Consider the following 25,516-nt stretch of genomic DNA (forward strand, 5'->3'; position numbering starts at 1 on the left):
TAGCCCGTGCTGGACTACCTGCGCGACGCCACGGAGATCTACCGGCTGTCGTTCGCGACGATCCGTGCCGAGGCCGACCTTGCGCAGTTTCCCGACGACGTCGCCCGGGTGGTGGTCCGGTTGATCCACACCTGCGGTCAGGTCGACGTCGCCGACCATGTCGCCTTCACCCACGACGTGGTCAGCCGCGCGCACGCCGCGCTGGCCGGCGGCGCGCCTGTGCTGTGCGATTCCTCGATGGTGGCGGCCGGGATCACCAAGGACCGGCTGCCTGCCGCCAACGAGGTGGTGTCGCTGGTCGCCGACCCGCGGGCCGCCGACCTCGCCGCGCGCAGCGGCACCACCCGGTCGGCCGCGGCGGTCGAGCTGTGGGCGCCGCGGCTGGGCGGGGCGGTGGTGGCCATCGGCAACGCCCCGACCGCGTTGTTCCGGCTGCTCGAACTCGTCGACGACGGCGCGGTCGCGCCCGCCGCGGTGCTCGGCGGCCCGGTCGGTTTCGTCGGGTCGGCGCAGTCCAAGCAGGAGCTCATCGACCGGCCGCGCGGGATGTCCTATCTCGTGGTGACCGGCAGGCGCGGCGGCAGCGCGATGGCCGCGGCGGCCGTCAACGCCATCGCCAGCGAGCGCGAGTGAGTAGCCGCGGGACGCTGTGGGGTGTCGGGCTCGGCCCCGGCGACCCCGAACTCGTGACCGTCAAGGCGGCCAGGGTGATCGGTGCGGCCGACGTCGTGGCATATCACAGCGCCCGGCACGGGCACAGCATCGCGCGCGGGATCGCAGCGCCCTACCTGCGGCCGGGCCAGATCGAGGAGCATCTCGTCTACCCGGTGACCACCGAGACCACCGACCACCCCGGCGGATACGCGGGCGCCATGGAGGACTTCTACCTGCAGGCCTCCGAACGCATCGCCGCGCACCTGGACGCCGGCCGCGACGTCGCTCTGTTGGCCGAGGGTGATCCGCTGTTCTACAGCTCCTACATGCACATGCACACCCGGCTCACCGAACGTTTCGCCGCCGTCATCATTCCCGGCGTCACATCGGTCAGCGCCGCCGCGGCGGCGTGCGCGACACCGCTGGTCCAGGGCGATCAAGTGCTGACCATCCTGCCGGGCACGCTGCCGGGCGACGAGCTGGTCCGGCGCCTCGCCGACACCGACGCCGCGGTGATCATGAAGCTGGGGCGCTCGTATACCGCTGTGCGCGAAGCGCTTTCGGATACCGGCCGACTCAGTGAGGCGTTCTATGTGGAGCGCGCCAGCACCGAGAAGCAACGGGTGCTGCCCGCAGGCGAGGTCGACCCCGGCACGGTGCCTTACTTCTCGCTGACGATGGTTCCCGGCACGGCGAGAACCGGCGCGCCCGCCGCCGGTGTCGCGGTCGTCGGGCTCGGCCCCGGCGAGGCGGGCTGGATGACCGCGCAGAGCCGCAGGGAGCTGGCCGCGGCGACCGACCTCATCGGCTACGGGCCCTACCTCGACCGAGTGCCGACCCGCGACGGCCAGCGCAGGCACGCCAGCGACAACACCGACGAGCCGGCTCGCGCCCGGCTGGCCTGCTCACTGGCCGGCCAGGGCCGCAGTGTGGCCGTGGTGTCCTCGGGCGATCCCGGGGTATTCGCGATGGCCACCGCCGTTCTGGAGGAGGCCGAGCGCTGGCCGGGGGTGCGGGTACGGGTGATCCCGGCGATGACGGCCGCGCAGGCGGTGGCCAGCAGGGTCGGCGCGCCACTTGGCCACGACTACGCCGTCATCTCATTGTCCGACCGGCTCAAGCCGTGGGAGGTCATCGCGGCCAGGCTGACCGCAGCGGCCAGCGCCGACATGGTGATCGCGATCTACAACCCGGCGTCGAAAAGCCGGACCTGGCAGGTGGCGGCCATGCGTGACCTGATGCTGGAGCACCGCGACCCTGACACCCCGGTGGTGATCGGTCGCGATGTCTCCGGCCCGGAGGAGCGGGTCACCGTGATACGGCTGGCGGACCTCGATCCGAACGCGATCGACATGCGCTGCCTGCTCATCGTCGGCTCGTCACAAACCCGGTGGTATAGCGACGAATCGGGTGACCGGGTGTTCACCCCCCGGCGCTACCCGACATCACTGTGACCCACGCGGCGGCCTCCTCGACGGTGGCCACCGTGTTCACCCCCCGCGGTAGCGGCGGACGCTCCACCATGACAACCGGGATGCCCAGGGCCGCGGCGGCCGCCAGCTTGGGCCGCGTCATCTCGCCTCCGCTGTTCTTGGTGACGACGGCGTCGATGCGGTGCTCGCGCATCACCCCCACCTCGTCGTCGTAGCGGTAGGGGCCGCGGGAGAGCAGCACCCGGTGGCGTGCAGGCAGGGTGTCCGGGTCGGGCGGCGTGACCGCGCGGATCAAAAACCACGCATCGACGGCCAGGAACGCCCGTGTGCCAGACCGGCCGGTGGTCAGGAAGACCCGCGAAAATCCTTGGTGCGTTACGGTTTCGGCGGCCTGGGTGTCACTGCCCACCACAATGGCGTCGCCGGGCGGCCAGGCCGCCCGGACGAGGACGAGGTGCGGCAGACCGAGGACCAGGCACGCCTGCGCGGCGTTGGCGGTGATGGTGGCGGCGAACGGATGCGTCGCGTCGATCACCGCGTCGACGCGGTGTTCCCGCAGCCAGTCCCGCAACCCATCGACACCGCCGAATCCGCCGATGCGGACCTGACCTTCCGGGAGTGCGGGATCGGGTACCCGGCCGGCCAGCGAGCTGATCACCTCGATAGCACCGGGGGTCTCGCCGGGGTCGTTGCCGGGTAGCCGCGCCGCCAGCGCGCGGGCCTCGGCCGTTCCGCCGAGCAGCAGGATGCGGGTCAATGCCTGGGCCCACGGCTGCGGCCTGACGAGTACAGGTAGCTGTCGGAGAAGCCTTCGGCGGCAAGCACATCGCCGATCACGATGACGGCGGTGCGGGTGATGCCCGCCGCGCGCGTCCGCTCGGCCAACTCGGCCAGGGTGCAGCGCACCACCGTCTGCTCCGGCCAGCTGGCGAAAGCGACCACTGCACACGGGGTTTGGGGCCGGTAGCCGCCGTCGAGCAGCTGCGGGACGATCGCTTCGATCTGGGCCGCCGCCAGGTGCAGCACCAGCGTGGCGCCCGGCGCCGACAGCGTCACCAGATCCTCCCCCGGCGGCATCGCCGTCGACAGCGTCGCGACCCTACTCAGCGTTACGGTCTGGGCGATGCCGGGCACGGTGAGCTCGCGGCCGAGAACCGCCGCCGCGGCGGCGAACGCGGGCACGCCGGGCACGATCTGGTAGGCAATGCCGAGCGCGTCGAGGCGGCGGCACTGTTCGGCCAGCGCGCTGTAGATCGACGGGTCGCCGGAGTGCAGCCGCGCCACGTCCAGCCCGGCCGCGTCCGAGTCGGCGAGCTCCGTGACGATCTGGTCGAGGGTCAGCGGGCCGGTGTCGACGATCCGGGCGTCCGGCGGGCACAGCGCCAGCAGATCGTCGGGCATGATCGACCCCGCGTACAGGCACACCGGGCACGTCTGCAGCAGGTGCTGGCCGCGCACGGTGATCAGATCGGCGGCGCCGGGTCCCGCACCGATGAAGTAGACGGTCACTTGATCACCGACCACTGGGTGACGGGCATGGCCGGGCGCCAGCCGGTGAACCCGCCGACGGGTTCGCCGCGGTAGTGCTGGTAGCGCCTGAGTTCGCCACCCATCTGTGAATATCGTTGAGCCAGAACGCCTTCGGATTCCACGGTGACGGCGTTGGCGACCAGCCGGCCACTGGCGGGGAGGCGCTCGAGGCAGGCGTCGAGCAGCCCGGGTGTGGTCAGCCCGCCGCCGATGAAGATCGCCGTGGGCCTGGGGATGCCGTCCACACCGCGATCACTCAACGCGGCGGCATCGAACGCGTCCGGCGCGCCACCGCGGACGTCCACGCAAACACCGTGGGCTCGCGCGTTGGCGGCGATCCGCCGCCGTCGTTGATCGTCGCGCTCGAAGGCGATTGCCCGGCAACCCGGCCCGCTTCGGCACCATTCGATGGCGATGCTGCCCGATCCCGCGCCGACGTCCCACAGCAGCTCACCCGGCCGGGGCGCCAGCGTTGTCAGGGTCACCGCGCGCATCGCCTGTTTGGTGAGCTGACCGTCGTGGTCGAAGGCGTCGTCGGGCAGCACCGACAGCAGGCGTTGGTCGGGGAGGTAGGTCACCGCCACCACGTTGAGGTCGTCCACGTCGCCGGGCGGGTCGGCCGCCCACTCGCGGGCGGTGGCGCTGCGCCGGCGCTCGGCCGGCCCACCGAGCTGCTCGAGCAGCACAAGTTCGGAGTCGCCGCGGCCGGTTTCGGTCAGCAGCCGGGCCAGCGCCGCGGGAGTCGACCCGTCGCGGGAGAGCACCACCGCGCGGCCGCCACGGCGCACCGCGGTGTGCGGTTCGGCCGTGACGAGGCTGAGCACATCGACATCCTGCACGGCCCAGCCCAGCCGGACACACGCCAGCGTCACCGAGGACACGTGCGGCAACACCGTAACCCGGTCGGATCCGAGGACCCGAATCAGGGAGACACCGATCCCGTGCAGCATCGGGTCCCCGCTGGCGACGATGTGCACGTCTTCGTCGGCGTCGCGCAGCGCCAGCATCGCGGGCAGCAGCGGCGACGGCCATTCTCGGCGCTGCGCCGTCACCGTCTCGTCGAGCAGCCCGAGCTGGCGGCGCGACCCGTAGACGACACTGGCCCGGCGCAGTTCGGCGCACGCCGCGGGCGCCAGCCCGGCCATCCCGTCCGCCCCAATGCCGACCACGACAATCATTCGCGACCACCCCGGATCATCGGGATCCTCTGCTCTTCGCGCAAGCGCTCATCGCGGCAGCCTGCGCCAGACGAACTGCGGCAGCATCCGCATCCCGAAGAACACCGGCCTCAGCGCCCACGGGATCCACACCGTACGCCTGCCTCCGGCAAGGGCCGCCACCGTTGCGTCGGCGACCTGCGGCGGGGTGCTCGACATCGGCGCCGGCGACATCCCCTCCGTCATCCGCCCGATCACGAAACCGGGTCGCACTATCAGCAGCAGCACCCCGGTGCCGTGCAGCGCGTCGGCCAGACCGCTGGCGAAACCGTCCAACCCGGCCTTGGCCGAACCGTAGACATAGTTGGCCCGCCGCACCCGCACCCCCGCCACCGAAGAGAACACCACTATCGTCCCCCGGCGAGCCACCCGCATGGTCGATGCCAGCACGGTCAGCAGGCTGACCTGGGCGACATAGTCGGTGTGCACGACGGCCACCGCGTGCGCCGGGTCGGCCTCGGCGCGGGCCTGGTCGCCGAGGACGCCGAACGCCAGCACCGCGGTCCCGATCGGCCCGTGCTCGGCCACGATCGAACTGACCAGCGGCCCGTGCGACGCGACGTCGTCGGCGTCGAACTGCCCGGTGTGCACCGCCGCCGCCCCCGCCGCCCGCACCGCTGCCACCTGCTGATCCATTCGGTCGCCACCGCGCGCGAGCAGCAGGACCGTCGCTCCGGGAGCCAGGCGCACCGCGAGTTCGGCGCCGATCTCGCTGCGGCCGCCGAAAATCACAACGACGCCACGGTTGGTGTCGGCCGTGTCTTTCATGGCTGCGATTATGTCCTGCGCTAGCGTGGGTATCGATGGCGAAGGCAACCACCCGGCTGACCGAGGACGCGCTGGCGTTTCTCACCGAACGGCATCTGGCGATGCTGACCACGCTGCGTTCGGACAACTCACCGCACGTCGTCGCGGTGGGGTTCACATTCGACCCCGCGACGCACATCGCGCGGGTCATCACCACCGGCGGCTCGCAGAAGGCGCTCAACGCCCAGGAGCGCGGCGTTGCGGTGCTCAGCCAGGTCGACGGTGCGCGCTGGCTGTCGCTGGAGGGCAAATCCACGGTCAACAACGACGCCGAGGCGGTCCGCGACGCCGAATTGCGTTACGCGCAGCGCTATCGCACTCCGCGGGTCAATCCGCGGCGGGTGGTCATCGAGGTCCGCATCGAGCGGGTGCTGGGATCCTCCGACCTGCTCGACCGCAGCGCCGACTGACCCGGCCCTCACACAGGTACTCACCCAGGGATGACGACCAGCTCGTGCGGGCGGTTGTTCACCGACACCGCACCATCGGCGGTCACGATCACAATGTCCTCGATGCGGGCACCCCACTCGCCCGGGAAATAGATACCCGGCTCCACACTGAACGCCATACCTGCCTCCAGCGGCAGGTCGTTGCCCGCGACGATGTAGGGCTCCTCGTGCACCGACAGCCCGATGCCGTGACCGGTGCGGTGCACGAACCACTCGGCGAGGCCCTCGGCGGCCAGCACGTCACGGGCCGCGGCGTCCACCTGCTCGGCAGTCACCCCAGGTCGCACCGCCTCCACGGCGGCCCGCTGCGCACGCTGCAGCACCGCGTAGCGCCTGGCGACCTCTGGGTCCGGCTCGCCCAGGCTGTAGGTGCGCGTCGAGTCGGAGTTATACCCGGGTTCGTAGGGTCCGCCGATGTCGACCACCACGATGTCACCGGTCCGCAGTTCGCGTTCGGAGCATTCGTGGTGAGGGTCGGCGCCGTGCGGCCCCGACCCGACGATGATGAAGGCAACCTCGGAATGGCCTTCGGCGACAATCGCTTTGGCGATGTCGGCGGCGACGTCGGCTTCGGTGCGGCCGGGCGCAAGAAACTCCGGAACCCGGGCGTGCACCCGGTCGATCGCCGCACCCGCCTTGCGCAGCGCATCGACCTCGGCGGCGTCCTTGAGCATCCGCAGCCGCCGCAGCACTCCCGTCGCCAGAACCGGCACCGCGCCGAGGATCTCGGCCAGCGGCAGCAGGTGCAGGGCGGGCATCGAGTCGGTGACCGCGACCCTGGCCGGGGCGCCACCCAGCGCCTCAGCGACCAACTGATACGGGTCGTCCCCGTCCACCCAGTCTCGCACCACGAGGCCGAGTTCGGTGACCGCGGATTCCTTCAGCGAAGCCAGTTCCAGCCGCGGCACCACGATCGTCGGGTCACCGTCGGCGGGCAGCACCAGGGCGGTGAGCCGTTCGAAGGTCTGGGCGCGTGACCCCACCAGATAGCGAAGGTCGTAGCCGGGGGTGATCACCAGACCGGCCAGGCCCGCGCTCGCGGTGGCGTCCGCCGCGGCGCGTAGCCGCCTGCCGTACACCTCGGTGCTGAATCGACTGGCACTCATGGCAGCAAGGTTAACCGGCGGAGTCGGGGACCCCACGCTACTGGCGCTAGGGTGACACCCCATGTCCAGTCCGGTAGTGCTGCTCGACGGCGCCAGCATGTGGTTCCGGTCGTACTTCGGGGTGCCCGCATCGATCACCGGCCCCGACGGACGGCCGGTGAACGCCGTGCGGGGTTTCCTCGACGCGGTCGCCACCGTGATCACCAGGGAGCGTCCCGGCCGGCTGGTCGTCTGCCGCGACGACGACTGGCGCCCGCAGTGGCGGGTGGATCTGGTGCCGTCCTACAAGGCGCACCGGGTCGCCGCCGAGGCGCCCGCGGGCAGCCCGGATGTGGAAGTCGTCCCCGAAGATCTGACACCACAGGTGGACGTCATCATGGCGCTGCTCGACGCTTTCGGGATCGCCACGGCGGGCGCGGCGGGTTTCGAGGCCGACGACGTGCTGGGCACGCTGGCGGCCAGGGAGCGCCGCGACCCCGTTGTGGTGGTCAGCGGCGACCGCGACCTGCTGCAGCTGGTCCGCGACGAGCCGGTCCCGGTACGGGTGCTCTACCTGGGCCGCGGGCTGGCCAAGGCGACCCTGTACGGCCCCAACGAGGTCGCCGAGCGGTACGGGGTTCCGGTCGAGCGGGCCGGGCCCGGCTACGCCGAGCTGGCCCTGCTGCGGGGTGATCCGTCCGACGGGCTGCCCGGGGTGCCTGGCGTTGGTGAGAAGACGGCCGCGACCCTGCTGATGAGGCACGGCTCGCTCGAGGGCATACTCGCGGCCGCCCGCGACCCGAAATCGACGATGTCGAGGGCACATCGGGCCAAACTGCTCGCCGCGGCAGGCTATCTGCAGGCGGCCAATCCGGTGGTGCGGGTGGCCACGGATGCACCGGTGGCGCTGTCGACAGCCGATGACGCACTGCCCCCGTACGCGCGCGACCGCGCACGGGTCAGCCAGCTGGCCGGCGCGTATGGGCTCGGCTCGTCGGTGGCGCGCCTGCAGAAGGCCCTCACCGACGAGCGCTAGCGCCGCAACCCACTACCTGGGGCGGCCCACCTCGTAGGTGCCGTCGTCGTCCTGGAACGTCACGGTGACCTGACGCTTGGTGCCGTCGATGCTGACCTCGCAGTTGAACGTGTCGCCCTTGCGCACCGTCGGGCTCTGACCGTCGTTGCAGGTGACGTCCTGGACGTTGCGGGCACCGTAGCCGTTGGTCTCATCGGTGAGAATTTGCTGGACGCCGGTCTGGGCGGCGTTGACATCGAGTTTGGTGGTGACGAAGAACCCCGGCTTCCAGAAGCCGAGCACCAGCACCGCGGCGACGACGATCGCCGCCAGCACACCGATGATCCCGCCGACGACGGCCAGCGACCGCTTGGAACCCTCCTCGGCGCCGGGCGTGGGGTACGGGCTGTACTGCCCGTACTGATTGGGTTGCTGTGACGGCTGGCCGTACTGGCCGGGCTGCTGACCGTACTGGGGCTGGCCGTACTGACCGTATTGCTGGCCGTACTGCGGTTGACCGTACTGAGGCGGCTGACCGTAGCCCGACTGTGAGTATTCCGAGCCCTGCTGGCCGAACTGTTCGGTGGGCGGATACTGCTGCGGCTGCTGATAGGCGGGGCCGGACGGCGCGCCGGGCTGCTGGTACTGCGGATACTGCTGCGGTGTGTAGGCCGGCGGCTGCCACGACGGCTGATCGCCTGCCGGCTTGTCGGACCCCGAACCCGCGGATGGTGGCTGCCATTGGCTGGCCGACGCGTCACCGGCCTGCGGCTTACTGCCAGACTCCGGCTGCTGACCGGCCCACGGCTGCGTGGAGTCAGATCCCTGCGGTCCGCTCATCTCTCTCCTTGCTGGTACTACCTGCTGGCAACACACTACCCGCTGTCAACAGCGACGACGCCGCGACGAACGTCGTTGATGGCGCGTTTCGCGCTCACCCGAACGGCCTTCGACGGCGCCGTAATTCGCACCTGATCGAGCAAGTCGAGCACCTGCCGGCACCACCGCACGAAGTCACCCGCGGACAACGGCGACCCGCCGCCGGTCACGTCGGATGCGGCCAGCGCAGTCGTCAGATCTCCCGTTGTTGCCCAGTGATACACCGCCGTGACGAACCCTTCGTCGGGTTCGCGACTCTGCGCGATCCGGTGGCGTTGCTCGTCGGCCCGCAGATCGGCCCACAGCCTGCGGGTCTGGTTCAGCGCGCGCCGCAGCGTACCGCTGGGAACCTCGCCGCCCGGTGGCGCGCCGGGCGTGTCACCGCGGGATTCGTACAGGACCGCCGAGATCATCGCGGCCAGCTCGGCCGGCCGCAGACCCTCCCACGTTCCACGGCGCAGGCATTCGGCGACCAGTAGGTCGCTTTCGCTGTAGATCCGCGCCAGCAGCCGCCCGTCATCGGTGACCACAAGGTCGTCGGCCGAGGCCGCGCCGCCGGCGGACTCGATGAACGCGCGTTCGCGCAGCAGCACGACGATCCGGTCGAAGGTACGCGCCAGCGAGTTGGTTGCAGCAGCCACCTTCTGTTTGATCTGCTCGTTGTCCCGCTCGATGCGCAGGTAGCGTTCGGCCAGCCGGACCCGCGCTTCCCGGTCGGGAATCTGATGCGCCGGATGGGCGCGGAGCCGCTCGCGCAGCGTCGCCAGCTCGTCGTCACCGTCCCGGACCTCCGAGCGGCGGCCCGCCTTCGCCGGCGGTCCGGTCAGGTTGGCTGCGGCCGCCCGCAGCGCCGACGCGACATCACGGCGCACCCTGGGCTGGCGGTGTTCGACCCGCTTGGGCAGCGCCATCGAGCCGAGCGGCGGGGACGCACCGGAGTAATCGGCCGACGAAATCCTGCCGGCCCAGCGGTGTTCGGAAACCACCAGCGGCCGGGGATCGTCGCTGTCGCGGTCCGGTTCGAGCACCACCGCCAGCCCGCCGCGGCGGCCGTGGGCGATGGTGATGATGTCACCGCGGCGCAGCGAGGCCAGCGCGTCGGTGGCGGCCTGCCGCCGCTGCAGGCGCGAGGCGCGCGATTGCGCCCTTTCCCGTTCGGAGATTGTCGCCCGCAGCCGGGCGTAGTCGATGACCGGCGCGTTGCGGCCGCCGAGTTCGGCGGCGATCTCGCCGAGCATGCGCTCGCCGCGTTCGACGGCGCGGACCTGCCCCACCACCGAGCGGTCCGCCTGATACTGCGCAAACGAGCGCTCCAGCAGCGCGCGAGCCTGGGCGGGGCTCATATGTGCGACGAGGTTGATGGTCATGTTGTAGGACGGCGCGAAGGAGCTGCGCAGCGGGAACGTGCGGGTGGAGGCCAGGCCCGCAACCTCAGCGGGCTCGATGTCGGGGTACCACAGCACCACGGCGTGGCCTTCCACGTCGATGCCCCGCCGCCCGGCTCGCCCGGTGAGCTGGGTGTATTCGCCCGGAGTGAGCGGCGCGTGCTGCTCGCCGTTGAACTTGACCAATCGCTCCAGCACCACCGTGCGGGCGGGCATGTTGATGCCCAACGCCAATGTCTCCGTGGCGAACACGGCCTTCACCAGGCCGGCGGTGAACAGTTCCTCCACGGTGTGGCGAAACACGGGCAGCATCCCGGCGTGGTGGGCGGCCAGACCGCGTAGCAGTCCTTCCCGCCACTCGTGATAGTCGAGGACCACCAGATCGGCCTCGGCCAGGTCGGCGCACCGCCGGTCGATCACCTCGGCGATGCGTGCCCGTTCGTCGTCATTGGTCAGCCGCAGCGACGAACGCAGGCACTGCTTGACGGCGGCGTCGCAGCCGGCCCGCGAGAACACGAACGTGATCGCGGGCAGCAGACCCTCGCGGTCCAGCGCGCCGATCACCTCGGGCCGGCCCGGCGGCCGGTAGATCCCGGGCCGTCCCCCGCGCTGACCTGGCCTGCCGCGACCGCGGGGTTGCCAGTCCACGAGCCGCTCCGCTTCGCGGCGATGCGCGATGTGCCGCACGAGTTCCGGATCGACCAGCGGCCCGTTCTTGGCTGCGCCGCCGGCACGGTAGTCGAACAGATCGAACAGCCGCTTGCCCACCATCACGTGCTGCCATAGCGGGACCGGCCGGTGCTCGTCGACCACGACGGTGGTGTCCCCGCGCACCGTCTGGATCCAGCCGCCGAACTCCTCGGCGTTGCTCACCGTGGCCGAGAGGCTGACCAGCCGCACCTCTTCGGGCAGGTGCAGGATCACCTCCTCCCAGACCGCGCCCCGCATCCGGTCGGCCAGGAAGTGCACCTCGTCCATGACCACATACGAAAGGCCGCCAAGTGCATGGGAATTCGCGTAGAGCATGTTGCGAAGGACCTCGGTGGTCATCACCACGACGTCGGCGTCGCCGTTGATGGACTGGTCGCCGGTGAGCAGGCCGATCGCGCCTGCGCCGTACCGGCGGACGAGGTCATTGTGCTTCTGGTTGCTCAGCGCCTTGATCGGCGTGGTGTAGAAGCACTTTCGGCCCGCGGCGAGGGCGAGGTGGACGGCGAACTCGCCCACCACGGTCTTACCTGCGCCGGTCGGTGCGCAGACCAGCACCCCGTGGCCTGCCTCGAGCGCCCGGCAGGCCCGACGCTGGAATTCGTCGAGTTCGAAAGGTAGCTGCGCGGCGAACCCGGCCAGTTCGGTGTCGGGTGGCTCAAGTGACATCGTCATGCGGCGCGATCCGCGATGCCGGCCCGGCCGACGGGGTGACCGCCGACGGCGGTTCGATCGCACCGGCCTGCCCGACGGGCGTGGACGGGCCGATCGGCGACGCCTGGTCGTCGGGAAGGTCGCCCCATCCGGCCGCGGCCTCCCGCTTGGCCTTGCGTCTGTCGTGAATCCGCGCGATCTGGATGGCGCATTCGAGTAGCACCGTCAGGGCCAGCGACAGTGCCAGCATCGAGAACGGATCCGACCCCGGCGTGGCGAACGCGGCGAACACGAACAGCCCGAAGATCAGGCCCCGCCGCCACGCCTTGAGCTTCTCGTAGGTCAGCATGCCGACGAGGTTGAGCATGATGATGAGCAGCGGGAACTCGAAGCTGATGCCGAAGACCAGCAGCAGATTGATGAGGAACCCGAAATACTGGTCACCCGAAAGCGCAGTGACCTGGACGTCGCTGCCCACCGTGAGCAGGAAGTGCAGGGCCTTGGCCAGCACCACGTACGCCAGCACGGCGCCGCCGACGAACAGCACGGCACCCACGCCGACGAAGGCCATCGCGAAGCGGCGTTCCTTCTTGTACAGGCCGGGCGTGATGAACGCCCAGACCTCGTAGAGCCACACCGGGCAGGCCAGCACGATGCCTGCGACCAGCGCGACCTTCAGGCGCAGCATGAACTGGTCGAACGGCGCCGTCGCCAGCAGGCGGCACTCGCCGTTGGGGGTGATGGCGGCCCGAGCGGTGTCGGGCAGCGAACAGTAGGGGCCGCGCAGCCATTCGCCGAGGCTGTGGAACCCGAAGATCGAGTGGGTGTACCAGAAGAACCCGAGGATCGTGGTGAGCAGCACGGCCGCGACGGAGAGCAGCAACCGGTTGCGGAGTTCATGCAGATGTTCGACCAGCGACATCGTGCCGTCCGGGTTCACCCGGGTGCGGCGACGGCGGGGGTCGAGTTTCCTGAAGAGTGTGGTGCTCTGCACTGGTGGCCTAGCGATCTAACGATGCGATGTCAGCGACAGTCTGGACGACACGGCCGCGCGACGCGGCAATGAGCCGCGTCGCGCGCATGGCCGTCGGTCAGGCTGGCCGCTGGTCGGACGGCTGTGTCGTACCCGGTGCCGGATTCGGCGTGTCGACACGCTCCGACGCGATGGGAGTGGCCGGCGGAACGATGTCGGGCTCAGACCTCGACTCGGCCTGCATCTCTTTTATCTCGGACTTGAAGATCCGCATCGACTTACCGAGTGAACGAGCCGCATCCGGGAGCTTCTTGGCGCCGAACAACAACACGAATACCGCGATCACGATCACCCAGTGCCACGGTTGCAGACCACCCAATTTGGTCACCTCCAGACGTCAGCGCCGAGTCTACCCGGCGGCACCGGCAGCAGAACCCGTGCCGCTTTCAGAGGCGCTGTCGGAGCCGCTGCACACGGCAATCCCGTATGCGCCGAGCGCGGCGCCCGCAGCGTCGCGCACCCGCGCCGCCAGCTCCTGCGGCTCCAGGATTCGGACTGCCGAGCCGAAACCGAGCACGAAACGGGCCATCCAGTCGTCGGAGGCGTAGGTCATCGCCGCCTCGCAGGCACCGTCGGGCAGCTCCCGCAGCACACGCAGCGGGTAGTAGTCGAACACCCAGCCCGCGGACCGGTCGATCCGCAGCGTTGCCGACGGCAGCGCCGGATCGGCGTCGAACAAGGACGTGTCCGGGACGGCCTGCACCGCGGGCTCGGGCGGCGCCGACGGCTCGTCGAGCCTACGGGCGTCGACGATGCGGTCGAACCGGAACAGCCGCACCCCTTCTGCGGTGCGGCACCACGCCTCGAGATAGCTGTGGTCGCCGACCAGTACCACCCGGATCGGGTCGACGACACGGCCGGACAGCGTGTCGTGCGACGCCGAGTAGTACTCGATGGCCAGAGCGCGCCCCGTGCGCACCGCCGACCGCACGGCCGCCGCCGACGCACTCTCCACCGGCGCGGGTTCCTCCACCGCGGCCACCGTCCCGGTGAAGTCGGGGTTGACGGTGCCCGCCGCCGATTCGATCTTGGCGATGGCGCTGCGCGCGGCCTCCGGGTCGACCATGCCCGGCACATCCCCCAACGTCCGCAGGGCGACAAGCACGCCGGTCGCCTCCGGAGAAGTCAACCGCAGCGGATGATCGATGCCCGCAGAGAACGTCACTTCGATGGTGTCGCCGGAGAACTCGAAGTCGATCAGGTCGCCCGGCCCGTAGCCGGGCAGGCCACACATCCACAGCTGGTTGAGGTCTTCGCGCAGCTGTTTGACCGTCACACCCAGATCGGACGCAGCCTCCTCGTAGGTGATCCGCGGGTTGGCCTGGAAGTAGGGCACCATGTTCAGCAGCCGGACCAGCCGGATCGAAACGCTACTCATGCTGCGCGCGCAGCCGCGCGATCACGTCGTCGCGCAGCGACTGCGGCTCCAGCACGACGGCGTCGGCGCCGTAGCTCGCGATCTCGCGGCCCAACTGGTCGAACATTCCGATCTCGACGCTGATCTCCTCCCCGGGGCGCCCCGCCAGCGTGCTCGCACCAAGCGGGCTGGCCCGGCGGCGCAGCGCGGTCGCACGCCCGTCGGCGACCCAGACCCTGGCCATCGCCCCGGTCGGCCACTCGTCGACCGCCCGCCGCACGATCTCCCGCAGGTCGGTGCCCGCGGGTTTGGTCACCGCCCCGGCCGGGCCGATGGCCGTCACGGCGTCGCCGATCCGCGACAGCCGGAAGGTGCGGGTGGCCTGCCGGTCGCGGTCGTGGCCCACCAAGTACCAGCGGGTGCGGTGCGTGACCACACCCCACGGTTCGACGGTGCGGGTGGTGTAGGGATCGGTGCGCGACGGCCGGTGCGGGAACTGCACGGCGTGACCGGAGTCGATCGCCGACAACAGCGCGCCGAGGATCTCCTCGGATCCGCGCCTGCCGGGCAGGGCGGCGGCCGCCGTGATCGCGACGCCTGCGTCGGCCACGTCCACATCGACACCGGCGGCGCGAAGCTTGAGCAGCGCGCCCTGGGTGGCTGTCACCAGCTCGGGCGACTCCCACAACTGGGTGGCCACCGCGACGGCGGCCGCCTCGTCGGCGGTCAACTCCACCGCGGGCAGCGCATAGGCGTCTCGGTTGATCCGGTACCCCTCGGTCGGGTCGAACTGCGACACCCGGCCCGTCTCCAGAGGGATCCCGAGGTCGCGCAACTCGTTCTTGTCCCGCTCGAACATCCGCGAGAAGGCCTCGTCGCTTGCGGATTCGGAGTAGCCGGCAACGGCGCGGCGGATCCGCTCCGCGGTGAGGAATGTCCTGGTGGACAGCAGCGCGATGACAAGGTTCATCAACCGCTCGACTTTGGAGGTCGCCACTCGCCTCAGCCTAAGGGTCGGGTCACATGCTCGCGATCAACCGTTTGACCCGCTCGTCGACCGACCGGAACGGGTCCTTGCACAGCACCGTGCGCTGTGCCTGATCGTTGAGCTTGAGGTGCACCCAGTCGACCGTGAAGTCGCGGCCCGCCTCCTGCGCCGCGCTGATGAACTCGCCGCGCAACTTGGCCCGCGTCGTCTGCGGCGGGGTGTTCACCGCCGCCTCGATGTCCTCGTCGGTGGTGATGCGCGCGGCCAGCCCCTTGCGTTGCAGCAGGTCGAACACACCGCGGCCGCGTTTGATGTCGTGGTAGGCCAGGTCGAGCTGGCTGATCTTGGCGTCGGACAGCTCCATGTTGTAGCGGTCCTGGTAGCGCTGGAACAGCTTGCGCTTGATCACCCAGTCGATCTCGGTGTCGACCTTGGCGAAGTCCTGGCTCTCGACCGCGTCGAGCTGGCGGCCCCACAGGTCGACGACCTGACCGATCTGCGCGTTGGGTTCCCTGGTCTGCAGGTACTCGACGGCGCGGCCGTAGTACTCGCGCTGAATGTCCAGCGCGCTGGCCTGCCGCCCGCCGGCCAGCCGCACCGGACGCCTGCCGGTCAGATCGTGGCTGACCTCGCGGATCGCGCGGATCGGGTTATCCAGGGAGAAGTCGCGGAAGGCCACGCCGGCCTCGATCATCTCCAGCACCAGCGACGCGGTCCCCACCTTGAGCATGGTGGTGGCCTCGCACATGTTGGAGTCGCCGACGATGACGTGCAGCCTGCGGTACTTCTCGGCGTCGGCGTGTGGTTCGTCGCGGGTGTTGATGATCGGCCTGCTGCGGGTGGTCGCGCTCGACACGCCCTCCCAGATGTGCTCGGCGCGCTGGCTCAGGCAGAAGGTGGCGGCCTTCGGCGTCTGCAGCACCTTGCCCGCACCGCAGATCAGCTGGCGGGTGACCAGGAACGGCAGCAGTACATCGGAGATCCTGGAGAACTCGCCTGCCCGCACGATCAGGTAGTTCTCGTGGCAGCCGTAGGAGTTGCCCGCCGAGTCGGTGTTGTTCTTGAACAGGTAGATGTCCCCGCCGATGCCCTCATCGGCCAGCCGCTGCTCGGCGTCGATGAGCAAATCCTCAAGCACCCGCTCGCCTGCCCTGTCATGGGTGACCAGCTGGACCAGGTTGTCGCACTCGGCGGTGGCGTACTCGGGGTGGGATCCCACATCGAGATACAGCCGGGCGCCGTTGCGCAGGAAGACATTGGAACTGCGGCCCCACGACACCACACGCCGGAACAGGTAGCGAGCGACCTCATCGGGGCTCAGCCGGCGATGGCCATGGAACGTGCAGGTCACACCGAATTCGGTCTCGATGCCCATGATTCGCCGCTGCACCTCATCGAGCTTACGGGTTACCCCGCGGCGACGGTGCGCAAGGGCTGTGCAATGGCTCAGCGAGTCGCCGCCCAGCGGACCGCCCTAGCTGTGGACACCCCGGCCTCGCGGCGATTCGGCAACCCGGCACAAAGCGGGGTGACAATTGCGCAGAATTGACCGGTGTCGTCACGCAGCGCCCCGGTGGACGGTTTCCGGCTGACCTTTGACCGCTTCGGCAGTTCCGCGGCGCCACCGGTGGTCCTGTTGCACGGCTGGCCCGGCAATCGCCACGACTATCGCAGGGTGGTGCCGCTGCTACGCGACGCCGCCGACGTTGTCGTCCCCGATCTGCGCGGATTCGGCGGCTCTGACAAGCACGCCGTCGACGTACGGCACTTCTACAGCGCCTCGGCGCAGGCCGCCAGCGTCGTCGGTCTGATCAACGAGCTGGGTCTGTCGGATGTGGTGCTGGCCGGCTACGACGTCGGCAGCCGGGTGGCCCAGAGCGTGGCGCGGATGCAACCCGATCTGGTCAGGTCGCTGGTCCTGTCGCCGCCGCTGCCCGGTGCGGGTGATCGCGTGCTGGCGGTGCGGGCGCAGCGCGAATTCTGGTATCAGGCCTTCCACCAGTTGCCGCTGGCCAGCCGGCTGATCGACGGCGACGCGGAGGCGGTGCGCGAGTACCTGCGCCACTTCTGGACGCACTGGTCCGGCCCGGATTTCGTGCTCTCCGAAGACGATCTGGACCAACTGGTGTCGGACTACGCGCTGCCCGGCTCGTTCAACGCCTCAACCGCGTGGTACCGCGCAGGTGCGGGCATGATCGCCCAGTCGCTGACCGAGCTGCCACCCGACCGGGCCATCAAGATCGCGGCGTCGACGGACGTGCTGTGGCCACTCAAGGATCCGCTGTTCCCGGTCGAATGGTCCGACCGGGCCGGAGACTACTTCTTCGACGTCGCGGTGCACATCGCCGACGGCGTCGGGCATTTCACGCCGCTGGAATGCCCCGACCGGTTCGCGGGCCTGATCCTCGGCCGAGTTCGACCCACCCGAGGCGTCGACTGATCGCCTCGGGTGGTCCAGTCCCGCCCGCCGCCGAGGATCGCCAGATTCGTCGTCTCCCCGGTCACCCTAATCCGGGTGGCACCCCGACGCTGCGGACCCGCCGCTGCACGGCGGTGATCTCCCGAAGCCCTTCGCTGAGCTGGCTGCGGTTGAGCGGGGACAGTTCCGACATGGTGACGACGTCGCCGGGCTCGCGGCCAGCCGACTGCTGCTCGATCTGATGGGTCATCCGCAGCCGCTGCAGCATCAGGAAGACATCGGTGAGCGTGCCTGCGTCGCTCTCGCTGACGGCCTCGGCCGCGGCGGCCGCCGCCAGCCGCGCCGGGGTCGTCGCCGAAGTCACCCCGGCGGCCAGACCACCCCACCTGGCCAGGTTGACGATCGGCGTGACGGCATGGTTCTTCAGATCGAAAGTCCCTCCGCGCCTTGATAACACATCGCGCAACGAGCGGGTTCGCACCCGCCCCGACAACGCGTCGAGCAGCTGGAGGCGCAGCGCGTTGGGGTGGTCGTCGCGAATCCGGCGGAACGCATTCGGCACGGTGTGCAGTGCGGGATCGCCCCACACCACCCGCCCGTCGATCATCAACGACGACAGGATGAGACCGTGGTCGCGCAGCGGATCGTCCAGCCAGCCCTCGGCCGCGGTGTACCAGCCGGAGGCCGACCGCACGAAACCCGCCTTGCATGCCAGCGCCCCGTTGCGGTCGGCGGGCAACCCGCAGCCGTCGAGGATGTCGTGAGTTCTAGCGGCGATGCTGCGGAAATCCTCACTCGCCGATACGGATTCATCGGCAACCGACAGTGCGCTGTCGACGTCGGATGACGGCATCGCCTCCCGCCTTGCGATACTGCCCAGCGTCAGCCAGGCGAAACCACCCGCGGGCGCATCGGGCACCTCCGCCCTCGCCAGCTCGAGTGCCCTGCGCACCAAACTGTCGAGGACGACCGAGAGGATGGCGCTGACGGCCGTGGCCTTGGTGCCCCCGCGGAACAGCTCACCGGCCAGCCCGCCCACCCGGCGGCCCGCGGCGGCCAGTTCGGCGGGGTCCCTCGCCTGCGCGATCGCCCGGCGCACCATGAAACTCTGCCTGGCCGAGGCCGCCAGCAGGTCGGCGTCCTCCAGCACGCCGAGCACCTCACCGCGCGCGGTCACCACCGGCATATGCCGCAGACCGCACTCCAGCATCTCCATCAGGACGGTCTCGGCGGCCAGATCCGGTGTCACCCGGCGGGCGGGTGCGCTCATCACCGTCGCGATCGGCACATCGGCGGACAGGCCCGGCGCCACGACGCGGGTCCGCAGGTCGCGGTCGGTGAAGATGCCCAGGTCCCCGTCGGGCAGCCGGATCAGCGCACACGACACGTGCTGCTCGGTCATCCGCATCGCCGCATCGCGGACCGACGTCGCGGGCGTCACGGTCACGACCGCCCCGTGCAGGAGCTCGCGCACCGGCTTGGCGTCCGTCACCCTCGCCACCGCTGGCCGCTCGGCGGCCGGGACGATCCAGGCCGAGGCGAGGAAGGCCAGGCCGGCGGGTTTGGCGAACTGGGCCCGCATCATCGGCCCGGGTAGCCGGATCAGCGTGCACGCCATGGCCGTTCGCGCCACGAAGGCCATGCTGTCACCGGTGAGCAGCGGCGTGTAGCCGAAGATCCCGCCCGGTCCGACGGTGTCGATGGCGGCGCCGTCGGCCCCTTGCAGCAGCACCTGGCCGGTGCGCACCATCCACACCTCGTCGGGTGGCCGTGCGGCGTAATCCGCCACCACCTCCCCCGCAGCGAAGTCCACCACGCGGGCATCCGCGGCCAGCTCGTCCAATTCGGCGCGCGGCATCCGCTGAAACGGGGTGTGCGCGCCCAGGAACGATCGAAGCTCGCCGTCGGGGCCGGGCTCGGTCACCCGCTCAGGCCGGCCGGTCGGCGACGGCCATCCGGGTAGGTGTGGACGCGCGGATGAGGTCGGCGCATTTCTCGGCCATCGTCATCACCGTGATGTTCGGGTTCACGGCGGGCAGCTTCGGCATCGCCGAGGCGTCGACGACCCTCAGCCGCGACACACCCTTGACGCGCAACTCGGGGTCGAGCACCGCCATCGGATCGCTGACGGAGCCCATGCGTGCGGTGGCCGCCGGGTGATAGACGGTGTTGTGGCACTGGTGGATGTAGTCCAGCAGTTCGTCGTCGGTCACGGCGTCGGGCCCGGGCGCCAGCTCGCCCGCGACCCACGCGGCCAGCGGTGTCTGCTCGGCGATCCGCCTGGCCAGTTTCACTCCGGTGAGCATGATCCGCTCGTCGTAGCCCTCCGGGTCGGTGAAGTACCGCGGGTCCACCCTGGCCCGGTCCCGGAAATCGGGGCTGCGCAGCCGCACCGTGCCCCGCGAGCGGCCCTGAGTCACGTTGGGTGTCAGGCAGAATCCGTTGTCGGTGGTCGGGTAGCCGCGGCGCAACGTGTTCATGTCGAACGGGACGCTGCCGTAGTGCATCATCAGATCCGGCTGCGGGCTGCCCTCGTCGACCGTGGTGAACAGGCCGATCTCCCACCACTGCGTCGAGGTCGTCACCATCGGCCGGGAAGCCTCCCAGAACACCAGCCCCTCGACGTGGTCGTCGAGGTTGGCGCCGACGCCCGGTGCGTCGACGCGGACGTCGATCCCCATGTCGCCGAGGTGGCCGGCGGGCCCGATCCCCGACAGCATCAACAGTTTCGGGGTGTCGATGGCGCCGGCGCAGACGATCACCTCATGGCGGGCCGACACGGTGTCGTACCCGGTGAGGTCCGGCCGTTGATAGCGCACCCCCGTAGCGCCGAGCGCGTCGTCGAACAGGATCTCGGCGATCCAGCAGTCGGTGCGCACCTCGAGGTTGGGCCTGCTGTCGAGGATCGGATGCAGGTAGGCGTGCGACGAGGACATCCTGACGCCGTCCTCGTCGGCGTTGATCTGGAACCATCCGGCGCCGTTGTGCACTGTGTCGCCGCGGTTGAACGCCACCGTCGGCAGCCCGACCATCGCCGCGGCGTCCAGCACCGCGGTTCCGCACGGATCGTCGGGTGGAACATCGCGCAGCAGAACGGTTTTGGTCAGCCGGTCGAGAAGGGGCAGAGTGTCGGCCGCACCCCACCCGTCCGCACCCATGGCCACCCACTCGTCGAGGCATTCGGCAGGCGGCCAGAACGCGATACACGAGTTGTGCGACGAGCATCCGCCGAGCACTCTGGCCCGCGCGTGGCGCATGAACGAGTTGCCGCGTTCCTGCGGTTCCACCGGGTAGTCCCAGTCGTAGCCGGAGTCGAGCAGATGCATCCACTGCGACAGCACCAGGATTCGGTCGTCGCCCACATCGGAGGGCCCGGCCTCGACCAGGCACACCGTCACGTCGGGGTCCTCCGACAGGCGGGCGGCCAGCACGCAGCCCGCGGTTCCGCCGCCTGCGATCACATAATCGAAGGTCGCTGATGTACCGGACATCACGCCTGTCCCGTCGCCGTGTTCTCAGCGCTCGTCACCGGCGCTGCCGCATGGGATTCCAGGGTTCCGATGTGGTGGCGTCCCTTGACGGCGTACCACAGCAGGCCCGACCCGAGGATCACGCCGATGTAGACGAACGCGCCCCAGGTGTTGTACCAGGGATCGCCGTAGACGGCGACGCGCGGCCAGGCCAGGTTGATGGCCATCAGCGTGCCCCACAGCACGGCGAAGATGTTCACCGGAAGACCCCATTTACCCATCGTGAAATAGCCACCCTCCTTGAGATCCTTTGGCGGCCACTGGCCCCGCAGACGCTTTTTGAGCATCGGCCCGGTGACCATCAGGTAGGCGAGGTAGATCATGATGATCGCGATCGACGTGAGCACCGTGAAGATCTTGGGCTGCTCGATGTTGATTACCAGGATGATCGCGGCGATCACGCCGATGACGACGGCCGGGACGATGGGCGTCTGGGTCTTCGGGTGCACCCTGGCGAGCTTCTCGCCGAAGGGCAGCGCATTGTCACGTGCCATCGCGAAGGACAACCGGATGGCGGCGGTGTGTACGGCCAGCGTGCACACGGTGACCGCGACGACGATGCAGATCAGGAAGATCTTGCCCAGCGGTCCCCACATCACCTGCTCGACGATGTACTGCAGGCCACCGCTGCTCTCGCCGATCTTCGGATCGTCGAGGTTGGGTGCGGACATCACCGCGAAAACCAGGATGGCGCCGCCGATCACGAAGGATGCCAGGATGGCACGGAAGATCGCCTTGGGCGCGGTGCGACGGGGTTCGACGGTCTCCTCACCCAGCGAACTGGCGGTGTCGAACCCGTACATTACATACAGCGACGCCAGTGACGCGACCAGGAACGCCCCGAAAAATCCGTAACTCTCACCGGCCCCGTATCCGTTGGTGGAGAAGAACACCTGCGGACCGCGGGTGACGTTGACGGCCAGGATGATCGCGATCAGCACGGCGGCGATCAACTCGATGAACACGCCCGCACTGTTGATCATGGCCATCAGCCTGACCCCGAGGGCGTTGACGATGGTGGTGAACGCGATCAGCACGGAGCCGAGAACGACGGCGTTGGCCGCGAAATCATAGGTTCCGGTGCCGTCGCCGATGATCTGGAATCCGCTCCAGATTCGCGGCAGGTTGAGCTGGTACGCCAGCACCACCGCCGAGATGGTGACGATCGACGCGGTCAGCATCAGCCAGCCCGACGACCAGCCGACCAGGCGGCTGCCCAGCTTCTTCGACCAGTTGTACACCGACCCCGCAACGGGGTATTTGGCGGCGAGCTCCATGAAGCACAGCGCGACGGCCATCTGGCCGACGAAGACCATCGGCCACGACCACAGATAGGCCGGTCCGGCGGTGCCGAAGCCGAAATAGAACAGCTGGAAGGTTCCGGTCAGGATCGAGATGTAGCTGACACCGGCCGCGAAACTGGCGAACTTACCGATGCTGCGATCCAGCGATTCCCGATATCCGAAGTCCTCCATGCCGCTGTCGGGGTGTGGGTCTCCAGCGTTTACCGCCATGGGTCGTCCTCTCTTGAACTGTGTACCGCGGCAGGCAGCGCCGCGGGCCGATCAACCCTTGAACCAGCCGGCGGGCTTCGGTTCGGTGTTGTGCCAGATGTGCTTGATCTCTTGGTATTCCGCCAGCCCGCTCGGACCGAGTTCGCGGCCGTTACCCGACTTGCCGAATCCGCCCCACTCCGCGGCCGCGGTGTAGTAGCCGAAATCGTTGAGCCACACCGTGCCGTGCCGCAGCGCCCGCACCACACGTTCGCCCCGCGCTGGATCGGATGTCCGAACACCCGCCGCGAGACCGTACTGCGTGTCGTTGCCGAGGGCGATGGCCTCGGCTTCGGTGGTGAATCGCTCCACCGTGAGGATCGGTCCGAAGGTCTCCTCCTGGACGATCCGCATCGACCGGTCGCACCGATCGAAGATCGTCGGCAGATAGAAACTGCCCTTCGCGAGCGCCGGATCGCTCGGCCGGGCGCCCCCGGTGACGAGTTTGGCGCCCTCGGAGATTCCCTGCTGCACATGGGAATCGACCTTGGCGAGATGCTGCTCGGATACCAGCGGACCGGTCTCGCTCGCCGGATCCATGCCGTCTCCGATGCGGATGCATTCCGCGCGGGCGGCCAGTGCGGCGACGAAGTCGTCGGCGATGGGTTCCTCCACGATCAGGCGGGTTCCTGCCGAGCACACCTGACCCGAATGCAGGAACACGCCGGTGAGCACGACGTCCACCGCTGTCTCGAAATCTGCGTCGGCGAACACGATGTGGGGGTTCTTACCTCCGAGTTCGACAGCGACCTTGGTGACGTGTTCGGCCGCAACCTTCGAGATCGCCCGTCCGGTGGCCAGCCCTCCCGTGAACGAGATGAAATCGACGTCGGGATTGTCGGTCAGGGCCGCTCCCAGGGTGGCGCCCGCCCCCTGGACGAGGTTGACCACCGACGCGGGCACGCCGGCCTCCTCGAGCAGGTGCGTAAACGCGATGGTGGTCAGGGGCGTGACCTCGCTGGGTTTGGCGACCATCGTGCAGCCGGCGGCCAACGCGGGTGCGACCTTCCACGACATCTGCAGCAGCGGGTAATTCCACGGAGCGATCAGCACGCACACCCCGATCGGTTCGCGCACGATCCGGCTGATCACCGCGGGATCTCCGACGTCGACCAGCCGGTCCGATTCGACCGCCGCCAACCGCGCGTAGTAGCGGAAAACCGAAGTCACGTCGTCGATGTCGATCCGGCTCTCGGCCAGCGTCTTGCCCGTGTCGGCCGTCTCCAGCCGGGCCAGCGACTCCTTGTCGCGCTGGAGCAGATCGGCGATGCGGTCGAGCAGCGCCGCTCGCTCGGCGACCGGGGTGACGGGCCAGCTGCCCTCGTCGAAGGCGGTGCGGGCGGCCGCGACCGCCGCCAGCGCGTCGTCGGGCGTGGCCTCGTCGACGATCGCGGCGATGCTGCCGTCGGCGGGGTTGACGATGCTGCGCGTCCCGCCGTCGGAGGCGTGCCGCCACGTCCCGCCGATAAACAGGTCAGGCTCTCCGTTCATCGAATCAACCCTTCGTGTCGCCGAGCCGGGAGGTCAGCCACCGGTGGAACACATCGGCGGTGTAGAGCCAGTCGCATTCCACGATCGTGCAGGTCCACGCGTTCCGGGACTGCTCGCGGGCGGAGACGTCGGCGCTGGTGTAGTAGAGGCCTGCCAGCGTCGCGATGAGGGCCGAGGTCTCATCTGTCTGGTCGGTCGCGGTCATATGGTCACCAGCCGTCGGGGGTCGAACAGCGAGATCGGGTGCGCGGTGGCACCCGTGGTCGCGAGATCGGCGAGGATCTCGCCGACGACGGGTACGAATTTGAATCCGTGCCCGGAGAACCCGCACGCGATCGACACATTGGCCGCATCGGGGTGGCGGGCGATGACGAAATGCTCGTCAGGGGTGTTGGAGTACATGCACGTCGCCGAGTGCACACACGGCCCGGCCAGTGCGGGCACCAACTCGGTCACCTGCTCACGAATGGCTGCGATCTCGTCGTCGTGCACCTGCCGGTCGATGGTGTCCGGTGTGCACACGACGCCTTTGCGGAAGAATGACACCTTCACCCCACCCGTCGGGCCGTCGATGGCCGGAAATCCGTAGACCTGCATGCCGTGACGGTTCTCGTAGATGAAGATGGGATGTTCCTCGAACGGCGCCGTCCCGCCGACCGGGTCGAGCCAGTACAGCACCTGGCGCTCGACGGTGATGGGGATGCCGAACGCGGACAGCAACTTCGGGGCCCAGGCTCCCGGGCAGATCACCAGTTGACCCGCGGTGTAGGTCCCATGCGTCGTGGTGACACTGACGCCTGCGGGGGTCTCTGCCCAGTCCAGCACTTCCTCTCCGAAATGCAGGGTGGCCCCGGCACGTTGAGCCAGATCGAGGTGCGCTTGTACCGTCATCTCCGGCCTGGCGAAACCCGCCTTGGCCTCGTAGAGCGCCACATCGCCCCGGCGCGGCGTCAACATCGGGAACCGGTCGGCGATCTGCGCCGCCTCCAGCACCTCGTGCGGCAGGTTCCATTCCCGGCTGGCGCGTAGGCTGCCCGCGACCGTGAGACTGTCCGGCGCCCCCATGAAGAGCCCGCCCGTCAGTCGGTAGACCTCCAATCCGGTGTCCGCCGACAGCGCCTCCCACAATTGGTAGGACCGCAGCACCAGCGGCACATACGCCGGATCTTCGAAGTAGGACTGCCGGATGATGCGCGAGCCGCCGTGGCTGGATCCCTTGTCGTGCGCCGCGGTGTACTTCTCCAGCCCGAGGACCTTCTGCCCGCGGGCGGCGAGGTGGTAGGCCGCCGCGCTGCCCATGCCACCCAGGCCGACGACGATGACGTCATG

Annotated in this window: 23 protein-coding genes; 5 read left to right on the forward strand and 18 right to left on the reverse strand. The window is 69.3% G+C overall.

From position 1 onward, the window contains the following. The first annotated feature begins 6 nt into the window (after positions 1 to 6). On the forward strand, positions 7 to 633 hold the full coding sequence (locus tag ADBZ6K_RS17210) for a precorrin-8X methylmutase (RefSeq protein ID WP_526348809.1): 627 nt from the start codon (positions 7 to 9) through the stop codon (positions 631 to 633). Beyond that, positions 630 to 2,108: a precorrin-2 C(20)-methyltransferase gene (locus tag ADBZ6K_RS17215; protein ID WP_526348811.1), complete on the forward strand. Its 1,479-nt coding sequence runs from the start codon at positions 630 to 632 to the stop codon at positions 2,106 to 2,108. Before ADBZ6K_RS17210 ends, ADBZ6K_RS17215 begins: the two co-directional genes overlap by 4 nt. Here ADBZ6K_RS17215 and ADBZ6K_RS17220 read toward each other — a convergent pair. From ADBZ6K_RS17220 to ADBZ6K_RS17235, 4 genes are read right to left on the reverse strand one after another with little or no spacing between them, the layout of a single operon-like run. Beyond that, the gene (locus tag ADBZ6K_RS17220) at positions 2,077 to 2,844 is read right to left on the reverse strand and encodes a cobalt-precorrin-6A reductase (RefSeq protein WP_526348813.1); all 768 of its coding nucleotides are present in this window, start codon (positions 2,842 to 2,844) and stop codon (positions 2,077 to 2,079) included. The two genes, ADBZ6K_RS17215 and ADBZ6K_RS17220, sit on opposite strands and share 32 nt — an antisense overlap. Continuing rightward, a complete protein-coding gene (gene cobM / locus ADBZ6K_RS17225) occupies positions 2,841 to 3,596 on the reverse strand; it encodes a precorrin-4 C(11)-methyltransferase (protein ID WP_526348815.1) in 756 nt (251 codons plus the stop codon). Before cobM ends, ADBZ6K_RS17220 begins: the two co-directional genes overlap by 4 nt. After that, positions 3,593 to 4,795, reverse strand: a complete 1,203-nt coding sequence (gene cbiE, locus ADBZ6K_RS17230; RefSeq protein WP_526348817.1) for a precorrin-6y C5,15-methyltransferase (decarboxylating) subunit CbiE — start codon at positions 4,793 to 4,795, stop codon at positions 3,593 to 3,595. Before cbiE ends, cobM begins: the two co-directional genes overlap by 4 nt. A gap of 48 nt (positions 4,796 to 4,843) precedes the next feature. Further along, complete coding sequence (locus tag ADBZ6K_RS17235) at positions 4,844 to 5,602, reverse strand: SDR family NAD(P)-dependent oxidoreductase (RefSeq protein ID WP_526348819.1); 759 nt, start codon at positions 5,600 to 5,602, stop codon at positions 4,844 to 4,846. A 35-nt stretch (positions 5,603 to 5,637) separates the two neighbouring features. Here ADBZ6K_RS17235 and ADBZ6K_RS17240 point away from each other — a divergent pair, with 35 nt between their 5' ends. Further along, entirely contained in the window at positions 5,638 to 6,051 is a 414-nt protein-coding gene (locus ADBZ6K_RS17240) for a F420-dependent biliverdin reductase (protein WP_526348821.1), read from the forward strand. A gap of 20 nt (positions 6,052 to 6,071) precedes the next feature. On the opposite strand, the gene ADBZ6K_RS17245 is transcribed toward ADBZ6K_RS17240, so the two are convergent. Continuing rightward, the gene (locus ADBZ6K_RS17245) at positions 6,072 to 7,196 is read right to left on the reverse strand and encodes a M24 family metallopeptidase (RefSeq protein WP_526348823.1); all 1,125 of its coding nucleotides are present in this window, start codon (positions 7,194 to 7,196) and stop codon (positions 6,072 to 6,074) included. A 61-nt stretch (positions 7,197 to 7,257) separates the two neighbouring features. Between ADBZ6K_RS17245 and ADBZ6K_RS17250 the strand changes: the two genes are divergently transcribed. Further along, positions 7,258 to 8,211 carry a 5'-3' exonuclease gene (locus ADBZ6K_RS17250; RefSeq protein ID WP_526348825.1) on the forward strand — a complete coding sequence of 318 codons (954 nt, stop codon included), beginning with the start codon at positions 7,258 to 7,260 and terminating at the stop codon, positions 8,209 to 8,211. Between the two features lie 12 nt (positions 8,212 to 8,223). On the opposite strand, the gene ADBZ6K_RS17255 is transcribed toward ADBZ6K_RS17250, so the two are convergent. From ADBZ6K_RS17255 to pafA, 7 genes are all read right to left on the reverse strand, one after another. Further along, the gene (locus tag ADBZ6K_RS17255) at positions 8,224 to 9,030 is read right to left on the reverse strand and encodes a DUF4333 domain-containing protein (protein WP_526348827.1); all 807 of its coding nucleotides are present in this window, start codon (positions 9,028 to 9,030) and stop codon (positions 8,224 to 8,226) included. Between the two features lie 35 nt (positions 9,031 to 9,065). After that, entirely contained in the window at positions 9,066 to 11,831 is a 2,766-nt protein-coding gene (locus ADBZ6K_RS17260; protein WP_526348881.1) for a DEAD/DEAH box helicase, read from the reverse strand. Beyond that, positions 11,821 to 12,810: a twin-arginine translocase subunit TatC gene (gene tatC / locus ADBZ6K_RS17265; RefSeq protein ID WP_526348829.1), complete on the reverse strand. Its 990-nt coding sequence runs from the start codon at positions 12,808 to 12,810 to the stop codon at positions 11,821 to 11,823. The genes ADBZ6K_RS17260 and tatC overlap by 11 nt, the downstream gene beginning before the upstream one ends. A 97-nt stretch (positions 12,811 to 12,907) precedes the next feature. Continuing rightward, on the reverse strand, positions 12,908 to 13,168 hold the full coding sequence (gene tatA / locus ADBZ6K_RS17270; protein WP_526348883.1) for a Sec-independent protein translocase subunit TatA: 261 nt from the start codon (positions 13,166 to 13,168) through the stop codon (positions 12,908 to 12,910). 30 nt (positions 13,169 to 13,198) lie between these two features. After that, complete coding sequence (locus ADBZ6K_RS17275) at positions 13,199 to 14,227, reverse strand: helix-turn-helix transcriptional regulator (RefSeq protein WP_526348831.1); 1,029 nt, start codon at positions 14,225 to 14,227, stop codon at positions 13,199 to 13,201. Continuing rightward, positions 14,220 to 15,203, reverse strand: a complete 984-nt coding sequence (locus tag ADBZ6K_RS17280; protein WP_526348833.1) for a helix-turn-helix transcriptional regulator — start codon at positions 15,201 to 15,203, stop codon at positions 14,220 to 14,222. The genes ADBZ6K_RS17275 and ADBZ6K_RS17280 overlap by 8 nt, the downstream gene beginning before the upstream one ends. Before the next feature lie 22 nt (positions 15,204 to 15,225). Then, positions 15,226 to 16,584 carry a Pup--protein ligase gene (gene pafA / locus ADBZ6K_RS17285; RefSeq protein ID WP_526348835.1) on the reverse strand — a complete coding sequence of 453 codons (1,359 nt, stop codon included), beginning with the start codon at positions 16,582 to 16,584 and terminating at the stop codon, positions 15,226 to 15,228. Between the two features lie 162 nt (positions 16,585 to 16,746). Here pafA and ADBZ6K_RS17290 point away from each other — a divergent pair, with 162 nt between their 5' ends. Next, positions 16,747 to 17,634 (forward strand): alpha/beta fold hydrolase, encoded by an 888-nt coding sequence (locus ADBZ6K_RS17290; RefSeq protein ID WP_526348837.1) that lies wholly within the window; start codon positions 16,747 to 16,749, stop codon positions 17,632 to 17,634. Between the two features lie 61 nt (positions 17,635 to 17,695). On the opposite strand, the gene ADBZ6K_RS17295 is transcribed toward ADBZ6K_RS17290, so the two are convergent. The 6 genes from ADBZ6K_RS17295 to solA all read right to left on the reverse strand — a co-directional run bounded on the left by ADBZ6K_RS17295 (position 17,696) and on the right by solA (position 25,486). Next, positions 17,696 to 19,471 (reverse strand): putative nucleotidyltransferase substrate binding domain-containing protein, encoded by a 1,776-nt coding sequence (locus ADBZ6K_RS17295; RefSeq protein ID WP_526348885.1) that lies wholly within the window; start codon positions 19,469 to 19,471, stop codon positions 17,696 to 17,698. Between the two features lie 70 nt (positions 19,472 to 19,541). Then, on the reverse strand, positions 19,542 to 21,104 hold the full coding sequence (locus tag ADBZ6K_RS17300; protein WP_526348839.1) for a GMC family oxidoreductase: 1,563 nt from the start codon (positions 21,102 to 21,104) through the stop codon (positions 19,542 to 19,544). Beyond that, the gene (locus ADBZ6K_RS17305; protein WP_526348841.1) at positions 21,104 to 22,657 is read right to left on the reverse strand and encodes an amino acid permease; all 1,554 of its coding nucleotides are present in this window, start codon (positions 22,655 to 22,657) and stop codon (positions 21,104 to 21,106) included. Before ADBZ6K_RS17305 ends, ADBZ6K_RS17300 begins: the two co-directional genes overlap by 1 nt. 51 nt (positions 22,658 to 22,708) lie before the next feature. Then, positions 22,709 to 24,187, reverse strand: coding sequence for an aldehyde dehydrogenase family protein (locus tag ADBZ6K_RS17310; RefSeq protein WP_526348843.1), 1,479 nt, complete (start codon positions 24,185 to 24,187; stop codon positions 22,709 to 22,711). A 4-nt stretch (positions 24,188 to 24,191) separates the two neighbouring features. Next, positions 24,192 to 24,392: a hypothetical protein gene (locus tag ADBZ6K_RS17315; RefSeq protein ID WP_526348845.1), complete on the reverse strand. Its 201-nt coding sequence runs from the start codon at positions 24,390 to 24,392 to the stop codon at positions 24,192 to 24,194. Continuing rightward, on the reverse strand, positions 24,389 to 25,486 hold the full coding sequence (gene solA / locus ADBZ6K_RS17320; RefSeq protein ID WP_526348887.1) for an N-methyl-L-tryptophan oxidase: 1,098 nt from the start codon (positions 25,484 to 25,486) through the stop codon (positions 24,389 to 24,391). Before solA ends, ADBZ6K_RS17315 begins: the two co-directional genes overlap by 4 nt. Between the last annotated feature and the right edge of the window lie 30 nt (positions 25,487 to 25,516).

This window comes from Mycobacterium sp. (assembly GCF_044223235.1).
Classification (GTDB): Bacteria; Actinomycetota; Actinomycetes; order Mycobacteriales; family Mycobacteriaceae; genus Mycobacterium.

Bases quoted from the DNA above. Each gene is read 5' to 3' on its own strand.
- ADBZ6K_RS17315 (WP_526348845.1), bottom strand. From the start codon at position 24,392: ATGACCGCGACCGACCAGACAGATGAGACCTCGGCCCTCATCGCGACG.
- ADBZ6K_RS17260 (WP_526348881.1), bottom strand. From the start codon at position 11,831: ATGTCACTTGAGCCACCCGACACCGAACTGGCCGGGTTCGCCGCGCAG.
- ADBZ6K_RS17235 (WP_526348819.1), bottom strand. From the start codon at position 5,602: ATGAAAGACACGGCCGACACCAACCGTGGCGTCGTTGTGATTTTCGGC.
- ADBZ6K_RS17275 (WP_526348831.1), bottom strand. From the start codon at position 14,227: ATGAGTAGCGTTTCGATCCGGCTGGTCCGGCTGCTGAACATGGTGCCC.
- solA (WP_526348887.1), bottom strand. From the start codon at position 25,486: ATGGGCAGCGCGGCGGCCTACCACCTCGCCGCCCGCGGGCAGAAGGTC.
- ADBZ6K_RS17245 (WP_526348823.1), bottom strand. From the start codon at position 7,196: ATGAGTGCCAGTCGATTCAGCACCGAGGTGTACGGCAGGCGGCTACGC.
- ADBZ6K_RS17255 (WP_526348827.1), bottom strand. From the start codon at position 9,030: ATGAGCGGACCGCAGGGATCTGACTCCACGCAGCCGTGGGCCGGTCAG.
- ADBZ6K_RS17295 (WP_526348885.1), bottom strand. From the start codon at position 19,471: ATGCCGCGCGCCGAATTGGACGAGCTGGCCGCGGATGCCCGCGTGGTG.
- ADBZ6K_RS17310 (WP_526348843.1), bottom strand. From the start codon at position 24,187: ATGAACGGAGAGCCTGACCTGTTTATCGGCGGGACGTGGCGGCACGCC.
- ADBZ6K_RS17300 (WP_526348839.1), bottom strand. From the start codon at position 21,104: ATGTCCGGTACATCAGCGACCTTCGATTATGTGATCGCAGGCGGCGGA.
- ADBZ6K_RS17250 (WP_526348825.1), top strand. From the start codon at position 7,258: ATGTCCAGTCCGGTAGTGCTGCTCGACGGCGCCAGCATGTGGTTCCGG.
- cbiE (WP_526348817.1), bottom strand. From the start codon at position 4,795: ATGATTGTCGTGGTCGGCATTGGGGCGGACGGGATGGCCGGGCTGGCG.
- ADBZ6K_RS17240 (WP_526348821.1), top strand. From the start codon at position 5,638: ATGGCGAAGGCAACCACCCGGCTGACCGAGGACGCGCTGGCGTTTCTC.
- ADBZ6K_RS17305 (WP_526348841.1), bottom strand. From the start codon at position 22,657: ATGGCGGTAAACGCTGGAGACCCACACCCCGACAGCGGCATGGAGGAC.